The following is an 11,271-nucleotide window of genomic DNA, read 5'->3' on the forward strand; positions in this document are numbered from 1 at the left end:
TTTTTCTTATCACATCTTGAATTAAGGGGGAGTCTTGTTTATAATTAAAGAGAAATGATCACAAGTTAAGGAGAAGGCCATGAACGAGACTATTAAGACACAACTCAATCACCGTAGCATCCGTCAATTTAAACCTCTAGCTTTGACACAGGAAGAAGTTGACCTTCTGGTTGATGTTGCCAGACATACGGCAACTAGTAATTTTAGACAGTCCTATTCGATTATCAGCATTACAGATGAAACATTGAAGGAAGAAATTGCTGAAATTGCGAATCAGCCTTATATTCCAAATGCTGGGCATCTTTTTGTCTTTGTTGTAGACCAAAGACGTAACACTCTGATTGCAGAGGCAAAGGGTGCTGAAGCCTTGGTGCAAGGTAGTCCCGAACGCTTTATCTCTGCTTTCTCGGATGCAATGATTGCTGCCCAAAATGTGGTAGTAGCTGCTGAGAGCTTAGGCATGGGAACAGTTTATTTGGGAAGTATCTTGAATGATAATGCCAAGCTTTCGGAGCTTCTCAAACTTCCAAAGTATGTCTATCCTGCAGTGGGCCTAGCAGTTGGTTGGCCGGATCAGGAACCACAGCTTAAACCTCGTTTGCCACGTCATGTCATCCATATGGAAAATTATTATCAGGATTTAGAAAATTCTTTAGAGGAGCTAAAAGATTACGACGCTGAAGTCCATGAGTATTATGATCTCCGCGATCTCAATAATAGGGTTGATGAATTTACGACTCAGATTGCTAAGACCATGGATAAATCCGTTGCCAATCGTGCTAATACTTTGAAGGATCTTCAAAAGCAGGGATTTTTCATCGACTAAAAAAACGACTCCCGTAAGGGTCGTTCTACAAATCAAATAGTGTCATGGATGAAAGGAACTCATTTGCTAGTTCCTTTTTTTCATATTCTAAAAACTCCGGCCGTTTCTTGACTAGGTTGTACCGTTTAGAGAGATTCCATGTTCCAGTAGGATTGAGTTCAGGGTGATTGGAAACAAAGTCAATGGTTAAGTCCCATTCTCGTCGGTATCCAAGAGGACGAGAGTGATAGCTTACACCATCAATTGTTACCGTCCCATGACTACGATGGGCGTGACCAAAAACAACATCTTTGACACCGTGTTTGACGAAAATCTGATGGAATTCTTCAGAACCTAAATAAGCGTTAAATGGTGCAAAACGTTCGTGCATCATGGTGAAACGACTATGAGGAACGAAGTGCATGGCAACTATAAGGTTACTAGTGTCTAATTCACTTAAGACATTTTCTAGCTTCTTGAGACTCCTTTGACAGATTTCCGGATCAGTATCTAAACGCTTAAGTCGACGGTCGAACCAGAGTTGCTTCTTACGATTAAGAATCTTTTCCAAATTTTCATCAGAATAGGAATAATCATACCATCCATGAAAAGCCAATAAGGTCTTGCTACCTAAATCAATCACCTGAAAATCCAGATTATCAATAAGGTCATCCTCTAAATCAAGCATATCATGATTGCCTAAATTATAGGTGACCTTGACCGCCTTAGACAGTTTTCGTAGGAAAGGTTTCGTGTCAATATAATAATGGTTAGAAATATCACCAGCGATATGTAGATGGCTAACTTCTTGATCTTTTAGACACTTTATAAGAGTATCGATTTCATATGTTTCAAAGTGATTCAAATCAATATGTAAATCACTCATTACTGCAAGTCTTGTCATAAAAACATTGTAACAAAAAGGTTAAGGCTTGTCTCTATATGAAGATGGTGGAAAATACTTGCCCTTGGACTACATTTTCATTATGATAAGAATATGGATATCAAGTTAGAAATACAAAAGATGGCCAAGGAAATTGGCATTTCAAAAATTGGTTTTACAACCGCTGATGATTTTGCCTATCTGGAGAAATCCCTTCGACTTGGTGTCGAAGAAGGGCGAACAACAGGGTTTGAACATAAAAATATTGAAGAGCGTATTTATCCTAAGTTGACCTTAGAATCAGCTAAAACCATCATTTCCATTGCAGTAGCCTATCCGCATAAGTTGCCGCAACAACCCCAAAAAACAGAATTTAAGCGGGGCAAAATCACTCCAAATTCGTGGGGTCTAGATTACCACTATGTTTTGCAGGACAAACTAAAATGCTTGGCAGAAGGCATTGAAAAACTGACGGAAAACTTCGAATATAAAGGTATGGTGGATACTGGAGCCTTGGTCGATACAGCAGTGGCCAAGCGAGCTGGAATAGGTTTTATCGGAAAGAATGGACTAGTGATTTCAAAAGAATACGGCTCCTACATGTATCTCGGTGAGCTTATCACTAATCTAGAGATAGAACCTGATCATGAAGTAGACTATGGATGTGGGGATTGTCGTCGTTGTTTGGATGCCTGTCCGACATCTTGTCTCATTGGCGATGGGACCATGAATGCTCGTCGTTGCCTATCCTTTCAAACACAGGATAAGGGCATGATGGATATGGAGTTTCGAAAGAAGATAAAGACTGTTATCTATGGTTGTGACATTTGTCAGATTTCCTGTCCATATAACAGAGGTATCGACAATCCCTTGGCTTCAGACATTGACCCTGAGCTTGCCATGCCCGAATTGCTCCCCTTTCTAGAGCTGACCAACAAATCTTTCAAGGAAAAATTTGGGATGATTGCCGGTTCATGGCGAGGGAAGAATATTCTTCAACGTAATGCTATTATTGCCTTGGCCAACTTACATGACCGCAATGCTATTGTCAAACTGATGGAGATTATCGATAAGAATAATAATCCCATTCACACGGCGACTGCCATTTGGGCTCTCGGTGAGATTGTTAAGAAGCCCGATGAGGCTATGTTAGACTATATGAGGGAACTGTCACCTAAGGATGAAGAATCCCAAGCCGAGTGGGAGCTTGTGTGTGCAAAATGGCAAATTTAAGTGATTTATGCTAGAATTAAGCATAATACTATAAAATGGAGGAAACCTATCCATGGAAGTGGCAGAAATTCGCCAAAAAATCTCTGAAAATCAAGAGAAGCTCGTGAGCTTCGGGAGGTCTCTTTGACTTAGATCGTTTGGAAGAGGACATTGCGCTCCTTGAAAACCGAATGACTGAGCCAGATTTTTGGAATGATAATATTGCAGCTCAAAAGACCTCGCAAGAGTTGAATGAGCTCAAAATGAAATACGAAACTTTCAACAATATGCAAGAACTCTCTGACGAAACAGAGCTTTATTTAGAAATGTTGGAAGAAGATGATAGTGTTCAAGAAGAGCTGGAAGAAACGCTCGAAAAACTTGATAAGATTATGACAAGTTACGAGATGACACTGCTCTTGTCTGAACCATATGACCATAACAATGCCATTCTGGAAATTCACCCAGGGTCTGGTGGTACAGAAGCTCAGGACTGGGCTGATATGTTACTTCGTATGTATCAACGTTATGGAAATGCTAAAGGTTTCAAGGTTGAGACTTTGGATTATCAGGCTGGTGATGAGGCTGGAATCAAATCTGTAACTCTTGCTTTTGAAGGACCTAATGCTTATGGATTCCTCAAGTCAGAAATGGGTGTCCACCGTTTGGTTCGTATTTCGCCATTTGACTCTGCTAAACGTCGTCATACCTCATTTACATCTGTGGAAGTCATGCCAGAACTAGATGATACCATTGAAGTTGAGATTCGTGATGATGATATCAAGATGGATACATTCCGTTCAGGTGGTGCTGGTGGTCAGAACGTCAACAAGGTTTCAACTGGTGTGCGTTTGACCCACATTCCAACTGGTATTGTTGTTGCTTCAACGGTTGACCGTACACAATATGGGAACCGCGATCGTGCGATGAAAATGCTTCAAGCTAAACTCTATCAAATGGAGCAAGAAAAGAAAGCAGAAGAAGTGAATGCTTTGAAGGGTGATAAGAAAGAAATCACTTGGGGAAGTCAAATTCGCTCATACGTTTTCACGCCATATACCATGGTTAAAGATCACCGTACAGGCTATGAAGTTGCCCAGGTTGATAAGGTAATGGATGGAGATATTGAAGGCTTCATCGATGCCTACCTCAAGTGGCGCATGGAAGAATAGTAATAACATACTTATTTTATACTCTATCTCAATGAAAGGAAGGCGTTCAGCTACTGTAGTAGTTGAATACTGACATTATGGCTCTTATTGAATTAAAAGATGTTACTAAGAAGTATGATAAGTCAACAACAGCCCTTAGACACATTGATTTGTCTGTTAACTCTGGTGAGTTTGTTTACTTAGTCGGCCCTTCTGGTGCTGGTAAGTCAAGTTTAATTCGCTTGTTCTACCAAGAAGAAAAATTAACGAGTGGTTCTATGAAGGTTGGAGAGTTTGATTTAACTCGACTTCGTAAGAAAGACGTTCCACTCTTGAGACGTTCCATTGGAGTTGTTTTCCAGGATTATAAACTCCTTCCAAAGAAAACAGCTTTTGAAAATGTTGCTTATGCCATGGAAGTTATTGGTGAGAAACCTCGTCATATCAAGAAACGAGTGGCAGAAGTACTCGAGTTGGTTGGTCTTAAACACAAGATGCGTTCATTTCCAAATCAATTGTCTGGTGGTGAGCAACAGCGTGTCGCTATTGCGCGTGCTATTGTAAATAATCCAAAAGTGTTGATTGCGGATGAACCAACAGGGAACCTGGACCCAGAAATTTCTTGGGAAATTATGCAGGTCCTTGAACGTATTAACTTGCAAGGGACTACCATTATAATGGCGACCCATAACTCAACTATCGTTAATAACCTTCGTCATCGTGTCGTAGCGATTGAAGAAGGACGTATTGTTCGTGATGAAGAGGAAGGAGAGTACGGTTACCATGATTAGACGCTTTTTCCGCCATTTAGGAGAATCGATTAAGAATCTCAAACGTAATTTATTGTCGACACTTACGGCAGTATTTTCGGTAATGATTGTTCTTTCACTTTTAGGTGTCTTTGGCTCTGTTATCTTAAATACACAGAAATTGGCTTCAGATATTGAAAAGAATATTCAGGTCAATGTCTACCTGGATCCAGATTCATCAGATGCCTCGAAAACAGTTAAGGAACTTTCTGGACAGATTGTAGCTAATAAAGACTACCATAAGATTTATGATGCTTTGACCAAAATCAAAGGTGTAGATAAGGTTACCTTCTCTAGCAAAGAAGAACAAAAGAAACAACTCATTGAAACAATGGGGTCAAGTTTCGAGACAGCGACTGGGGATGCTAACCCACTATCAGATGTTTACATCGTTCAAACGAAATCACCAGATGATGTCAGTCGAGTTGCTAAGGAAGCTAAAGCCATTCAGGGCGTTGATAATGCTAACTTTGGTGGGTCAGATACCGAAATTCTGATGTCTACTATGAAACGTGTTCAGTTCTGGGGCATCATTGCTACAGCTCTCTTAACGATTGTGGCTGTCCTATTGATTTCAAATACCATCCGTATTACCATTATGTCCCGTGCGACTGAAATTCAAATCATGCGTTTGGTAGGTGCCAAGAATTCATATATTCGTCGTCCCTACTTGATGGAAGGCGCTTGGATTGGTGCACTTGGTGCTATCATTCCTTCAGGACTGATTTATCTTTTGTATCACATGGTTTACTCATCTTTGAACCCTGATTTTGTCAAAGGTGGTATTTCGATGTATGATCCAGAGTGGTTTGTCTATGCGGTTATCGGAACCCTCTTTGCAGTCGGTATCATTATCGGTTCGATTGGGTCACGTATGGCAATGCGCCGTTATTTGAAATACTAAAGAGATTAAAGGAGAACCAAATTGGTTCTCTTTTTGTTTGTCAAGAGAATCAGAAAGCAGATTTTCAACTATATCTCAAAATCGTTTGCTCAAAGCCCAAATCCAATCCCATATTTGGTATAATATTTAAAAAACATTGGAAAAGAGATGCATTATGACAAAGTTAGCTACCATTTGTTATATTGACAATGGAAAGGAGCTTTTGCTCCTACATCGTAATAAAAAGCCTAATGATGTTCATGAAGGAAAGTGGATTTCTGTTGGGGGAAAACTAGAAGCGGGAGAAACGCCTGACGAATGTGCTCGTCGTGAAATTCTCGAGGAAACCCATTTTACAGTGACTGAGATGGATTTTAAAGGGATGATTACCTTTCCAGAATTTACCCCCGGTCATGATTGGTATACCTATGTCTTTAAGGTAACTGGTTTTGAAGGAGAACTCATCTCAGATGAGGAGTCTCGTGAAGGAACGCTTGAATGGGTACCTTATGATGAGGTCTTATCTAAACCAACTTGGGAAGGTGACTACGAGATCTTCAAGTGGATTCTTGAAGATAAGCCTTTCTTCTCTGCAAAATTTGTCTATGATCGTAACCAAAACTTAGTAGACAAGACTGTAACCTTTTATGATAAATAGGGAGGAACTATGAAGCGTAAAAAAACAGAACATTTTTCAGAAACATGGTTTTTTAAGTGGATATTGAATAATCAGGCTGTTGTAGCCTTTTTCATCTTACTTTTGATTGGTTTGACGGTTTTGATTTTCACCAAGATAAGTCCTATTTTTTCACCCGTCATTCAGTTTATGACCATTATTATGTTGCCATTGGTTATTTCCATGCTCCTTTATTATTTAATAAAACCTTTGGTACTACTTGTAGAAAGAACCGGACTAAACCGAACCATGTCTATCTTGGTTATCTATGCTATCCTTGGTTTGCTCTTGGTCTGGGGAATTTCGACGGCTATTCCTAGCTTACAAAATCAAATTTTGATTTTAATAAGAAATGCACCATCATATATTGCACGTGCCAATAGTGAGACGGAACGTTGGATTAATCTTCCTATTCTTTCCAATTTCCACGGTGATCTAGAGTCCATGCTTAGTGATTTCTCAGCGAGAATGGTCAACTATGCTGAGAACTTTTCTTCATCGGCTTTGACATGGGTTGGGACTTTTGCAAGCACAGTAGCAAGGGTGACAGTAGCTATTATTTTGGCACCTTTCATTCTCTTCTACCTTTTAAGAGATAGCCAAAAGATGAAACATAGCTTTGTCTCAGCCTTACCAACTCGCTTTCGAGAAACAACTGTTCGTATGCTTTCAGATATTAATAATCAGCTCGAAGGCTATGTTCAAGGCCAGGTTACAGTCGCTATTGTCGTTGCCATTATGTTCTGTATTATGTTTAAGATTGTAGGTCTTCGATATGGTATGACTTTTGGTATTATGGCAGGTTTTCTAAACATGGTTCCTTATCTAGGAAGTTTTCTTGCTATGGTACCAGTTGTAATCATGGGACTGGTACAAGGACCTGCTATGCTGATCAAGGTCCTCATCATTTTTGTCATCGAGCAAACTATTGAAGGACGTTTTGTTTCTCCACTTGTTTTGGGAAATAAACTAAGTATTCACCCGATTACCATTATGTTCATTCTCTTGACAGCAGGCTCTCTGTACGGTGTTTGGGGTGTTCTATTGGGTATTCCAATCTATGCCTCTGTCAAGGTTGTTGTTAAAGAGATTTTTGATTGGTACCGTTCTGTAAGTAATCTTTATCAAGATGATTTAGAAAATGAAGGACAAAAAGACGATGTTAAATAGTGAAAAAATGGTTGCCTCTATTGGAAACCAAGATTTAGACCACGCAGACAAATATTTTAAAAAAGCTTTACGAGAAGACCCTGCAGAGGTTCTTGTTGAGTTAGGTCAATACTTAGAGTCTATTGGTTTCTTACCTCAGGCACAAGAAATTTACGAAAAAGTTCGTTTTGATTTTCCAGAGGTTAATGTCAATCTAGCACAAATTGCGGCTGAAGATGGCGATATTGAAGAGGCATTCCTCTATTTGGATGCCATACCTGAAGACTCTGACGACTATTTGTCTGCTTTAATTGTAAAGGCAGACCTCTACCAAATGGAGGGATTGACGGATGTGGCACGTGATAAGTTGTTGGAGGCAAGTCAATTATCAGATGACTCATTGATTATTTTTGGCTTGGCTGAGATGGAATTTGAACTTGGAAATTTTGAACAAGCTATTCAATACTATGCTAGATTGGATAATCGTGACCTCCTGGCAATGACTGGCGTTTCTACTTATGAGCGTATTGGTAAGGCTTATGCCAGTCTTGGTAAGTTTGAAGCTGCTCGTGAATTTTTGGAAAAAGCCATTGAAATTGAATACGATGATACCATTGCTTTTGAATTAGCCACTTTGCTCTATGATCAAGAAGAGTATCAAAAAGCTAATTTTTACTTTAAGCAGATAGAAATCATGTCTGCTGACTTCGAGGGTTATGAGTATTTTTACGCCTTGTCCTTACATGCAGAACATAAAACTGAAGAAGCATTACGTATGGCACAACAAGGGATTTCAAAAAATGCTTTTGATGTTCAATTACTTTTGTTAACATCACAGTTATCCTACGAGTTGCATGACACTCAATCTGCTGAATCTTATCTGAAGCAAGCCTTACCACTCGCTGAGGACCAAGATGAGATTGTTCTACGTTTAAGTACTCTCTATTTAGAAGAAGAACGTTACGAGGATCTGGTAGCTTTAGCCGATTACGAAGTTGATTCTGTTTTGGCTCGTTGGAACATTGCCAAGGCCTACCAAGCACTTGATGATGAAGAAGAAGCTTTTCAAATCTATCAAGATTTGGCTACAGATTTATCTGAAAATCCTGAATTCCTCCATGATTATGCATATATCCTGAGGGAATTTGGTTACAGAGATCAGGCGCGTGCAACGGCAGAAAAATACCTTGCCTTAGTTCCAGATGATGTCAATATGCAAACATTTCTTGAGGATTATTAAGCTGCGAAAGGCTTTAATCCTTGGTTTAAAGAGAGGGAGAGATACATTGAGCTTGTTCACTCCCTCTTTTTTTATTTCTCTATTTATGTTATGATTTTATTAGAACCCATAAGGAGTAAGTATGGTTAAGAGAGATTTAATTCGAAATATTATCATAGCAGTTCTTGCCATTGTAGTGATTTTGTTGTTAAGAGCATTTGTCTTTTCAACACACCGTGTGACTGAAGGTCAGGCGAATGACTATATTCATGCTGGTGATTATGTTACTTTCAATAAAAATGTTGAACCTCAGAAAAAAGATTTTATTCTTTATACAGTTAATGGCAAGGATTATATTGGTCGTGTTATTGCTGGTGAGGGCAAGAGCGTGACAGCTATGGATGATTTCCTTTATGTCAATGATAAGTCAGTTGACGAAGCCTATATTAGCAAGGATAAATCAGCTTATTTGGCGACAGTTTCACCTGGGAATTTCTTTACTGATGATTTTTCCATTGCAACATTGACAGATAATAAACAAACTAAGATTGAAAAAGGTCAATACCTTGTACTGAACGATAACCGCCGTAATACAGATGATAGTCGTAAGTTTGGTCTCATTGAAAAAGACCAAATTAAAGGTGTTATCTCTTTCAGATTGTATCCTCTATCACGTTTTGGTTTCGTTGATGTCGATTAATATTTCAATACTACTAAAAAAGCTAGGAACTTTTGATAAGTTTCTAGCTTTTTTTGCGAATAAATTGGTGAAGGTTTATTTTATGACTCTATGATAGTGATAGTTTAATTGTCTTAAAATGAATCAGCAGAAATTGTAAGTAGAAAAGGAAATTAAGATGCAATTAGGATTTCATTTTGGATTTAAGAAAAGCAAAGCTTATGGACTGTGCGGTGTTATGCTAGCAATCTTATTTTTAGGAATGTCTGGTCAATCGGTGAAAGCAGATGAAATGTTGTCACCAACTGATACATCTTCAACTTTGAAAGAAAGTACAGATAATCATGAGGCAAGTTATTCTGAAGTGGGAGTACACGATGATTCAACGAGCCAAATGAATCTACAAAGTGAAAAGGTATTAGAGGAGGAGCAAACAAGTCTGGCAGATTCTTCAAAAATAGCTGTCTTAACCAATAGTTTTGTGACCACAAGCTCTTATCAAGAAGCAGATGATCCTAGCGAAATTGATCAGAATCAAAGTCAATTTCTTAGTGCCATTAAGCAAGGAGCTATGGATGGAGCCAAGGAAGGGGTCCTTCCTTCTATTACGGCAGCACAAGCTATCCTAGAAAGTGGTTGGGGAAGCTCTGAACTTGCTAAGGCTCCCAACAATAATCTTTTTGGCATTAAGGATTCAGGGGACTGGAATGGAGAAATCGTGACTGTCCCTACCCAGGAATATGTTAATGGTGACTATATCACAGTCAATGCTGCTTTTCGAAAATATGCCTCATGGAATGATAGCGTAGTAGACCATGCAAAATTTTTCACGAGTACCGAGTGGCGAAAAAACAATTACCGAAAAGTTGTAAATGAAACAGATTATCGCATTGCGGCTCAGGAACTTAAGAATGCAGGATATGCGACAGATCCAAGTTACGCTGGAAAACTTATCTCTTTGATTGAAGCCTATAAACTTTATGAATGGGATGCAGTGAGCAATACGACCAACTCCGTCCTAGAAAATGAAGGAGTAGAGAGTCAAAATCCTAAAGCCGATCTCGCTATCACTGGTCTCAACAATGCTACTGGTAACTATGATCTTGTTATCTCAAACTTGGTTGCGCCACAAGGTTTCAAAGAAGTTCTAGTTCCAACTTGGTCAGAAAAAAACGGTCAAGATGACATCATCTGGTACAAGGCAGCTAAGCAAGCTAATGGAGACTATAAGGTAACCGTTCGTTCAAGCAACCATAAGGGTGATAGCGGTCTTTATAATTCTCATGTCTATTTGGTTGACAATGATGGTAAATACATTGGCCTAGGTGGCAAACAAGTGACACTTGATATCACTAAGACTCAGGGAACTTTGACTATTGTCAATAATGATAAAAATCGTGGAACTTTTGATGTTCTTATCACCAATCTGACGAATCCAAGTGGTATTTCAGGTGTCCTTATCCCAGTCTGGTCTGAGCAAAATGGCCAGGATGATCTTGTTTGGCATAATGCTACAAAACAGGATGATGGTTCTTATAAAGTGACTATTTCAGCAAGCCAACACAAGTGGAATTCAGGCAAGTACATCGTTCATGGCTATATTGTTGATGTTTCAGGTAAGAATATCGGCTTTGGGGCAACTTCAGCTGATGTGGTAGCCCCTAAGAAAATCGGTTCAGCATCAAGAGGAAACTACGATGTTTTAAATAAGGTTGTCTATCTCGATGCTGGGCATGGTGGCTATGATCCAGGTGCTTCTTACTTTGGTATTTCTGAAAAGAGCTTGACCTTGGCTATCCAAAGTC

Annotated in this window: 11 protein-coding genes; 10 read left to right on the forward strand and 1 reads right to left on the reverse strand. The window is 39.2% G+C overall.

Translation table 11 applies throughout. The annotated features are described in order from the left end of the window. Positions 1-79: 79 nt before the first annotated feature. Positions 80-826 (forward strand): NADPH-dependent oxidoreductase, encoded by a 747-nt coding sequence (locus HMPREF2697_RS07945; RefSeq protein WP_014633198.1) that lies wholly within the window; start codon positions 80-82, stop codon positions 824-826. Between the two features lie 25 nt (positions 827-851). Here the strand turns inward: HMPREF2697_RS07945 and HMPREF2697_RS07950 are convergent, their stop codons facing one another. Then, the gene (locus HMPREF2697_RS07950) at positions 852-1,709 is read right to left on the reverse strand and encodes a metallophosphoesterase (RefSeq protein ID WP_070850281.1); all 858 of its coding nucleotides are present in this window, start codon (positions 1,707-1,709) and stop codon (positions 852-854) included. Between the two features lie 93 nt (positions 1,710-1,802). On the opposite strand from HMPREF2697_RS07950, the gene queG reads away from it, so the two are divergent. From queG to HMPREF2697_RS07995, 9 genes are all read left to right on the forward strand, one after another. Further along, complete coding sequence (queG, locus tag HMPREF2697_RS07955; protein WP_070850284.1) at positions 1,803-2,921, forward strand: tRNA epoxyqueuosine(34) reductase QueG; 1,119 nt, start codon at positions 1,803-1,805, stop codon at positions 2,919-2,921. 52 nt (positions 2,922-2,973) lie between these two features. Further along, positions 2,974-4,072 (forward strand): peptide chain release factor 2 gene (gene prfB / locus HMPREF2697_RS07960; protein WP_096833329.1). Its coding sequence is split into 2 segments (ribosomal slippage): positions 2,974-3,045 and positions 3,047-4,072, totalling 1,098 coding nucleotides; the frame shifts between segments, so codons are not numbered across the junction. Positions 4,073-4,149: 77 nt separating this feature from the next. Next, positions 4,150-4,842 (forward strand): cell division ATP-binding protein FtsE, encoded by a 693-nt coding sequence (gene ftsE / locus HMPREF2697_RS07965; RefSeq protein WP_002885005.1) that lies wholly within the window; start codon positions 4,150-4,152, stop codon positions 4,840-4,842. Next, positions 4,835-5,764 (forward strand): permease-like cell division protein FtsX, encoded by a 930-nt coding sequence (gene ftsX, locus HMPREF2697_RS07970; protein ID WP_003092823.1) that lies wholly within the window; start codon positions 4,835-4,837, stop codon positions 5,762-5,764. The genes ftsE and ftsX overlap by 8 nt, the downstream gene beginning before the upstream one ends. A 154-nt stretch (positions 5,765-5,918) precedes the next feature. Beyond that, the gene (locus HMPREF2697_RS07975; protein ID WP_002885066.1) at positions 5,919-6,401 is read left to right on the forward strand and encodes an NUDIX hydrolase; all 483 of its coding nucleotides are present in this window, start codon (positions 5,919-5,921) and stop codon (positions 6,399-6,401) included. Between the two features lie 9 nt (positions 6,402-6,410). After that, positions 6,411-7,589, forward strand: a complete 1,179-nt coding sequence (locus HMPREF2697_RS07980) for an AI-2E family transporter (protein WP_070850287.1) — start codon at positions 6,411-6,413, stop codon at positions 7,587-7,589. Next, a complete protein-coding gene (locus HMPREF2697_RS07985; protein WP_070850289.1) occupies positions 7,579-8,808 on the forward strand; it encodes a tetratricopeptide repeat protein in 1,230 nt (409 codons plus the stop codon). Before HMPREF2697_RS07980 ends, HMPREF2697_RS07985 begins: the two co-directional genes overlap by 11 nt. 121 nt (positions 8,809-8,929) lie before the next feature. Then, positions 8,930-9,487, forward strand: a complete 558-nt coding sequence (gene lepB / locus HMPREF2697_RS07990; RefSeq protein ID WP_013990669.1) for a signal peptidase I — start codon at positions 8,930-8,932, stop codon at positions 9,485-9,487. A 157-nt stretch (positions 9,488-9,644) separates the two neighbouring features. Continuing rightward, positions 9,645-11,271: GBS Bsp-like repeat-containing protein (locus HMPREF2697_RS07995; protein WP_070850291.1), on the forward strand; the 1,627-nt coding region annotated here is incomplete at its 3' end.

It is taken from the genome of Streptococcus sp. HMSC064D12 (genome assembly GCF_001837205.1).
Taxonomy (GTDB): Bacteria; Bacillota; Bacilli; order Lactobacillales; family Streptococcaceae; genus Streptococcus; species Streptococcus salivarius_D.

Coding starts and splice junctions, on each gene's coding strand:
- HMPREF2697_RS07945 (WP_014633198.1), top strand. CDS start 80: ATGAACGAGACTATTAAGACACAACTCAATCACCGTAGCATCCGTCAA.
- HMPREF2697_RS07950 (WP_070850281.1), bottom strand. CDS start 1,709: ATGACAAGACTTGCAGTAATGAGTGATTTACATATTGATTTGAATCAC.
- queG (WP_070850284.1), top strand. CDS start 1,803: ATGGATATCAAGTTAGAAATACAAAAGATGGCCAAGGAAATTGGCATT.
- ftsE (WP_002885005.1), top strand. CDS start 4,150: ATGGCTCTTATTGAATTAAAAGATGTTACTAAGAAGTATGATAAGTCA.
- ftsX (WP_003092823.1), top strand. CDS start 4,835: ATGATTAGACGCTTTTTCCGCCATTTAGGAGAATCGATTAAGAATCTC.
- HMPREF2697_RS07975 (WP_002885066.1), top strand. CDS start 5,919: ATGACAAAGTTAGCTACCATTTGTTATATTGACAATGGAAAGGAGCTT.
- HMPREF2697_RS07980 (WP_070850287.1), top strand. CDS start 6,411: ATGAAGCGTAAAAAAACAGAACATTTTTCAGAAACATGGTTTTTTAAG.
- HMPREF2697_RS07985 (WP_070850289.1), top strand. CDS start 7,579: ATGTTAAATAGTGAAAAAATGGTTGCCTCTATTGGAAACCAAGATTTA.
- lepB (WP_013990669.1), top strand. CDS start 8,930: ATGGTTAAGAGAGATTTAATTCGAAATATTATCATAGCAGTTCTTGCC.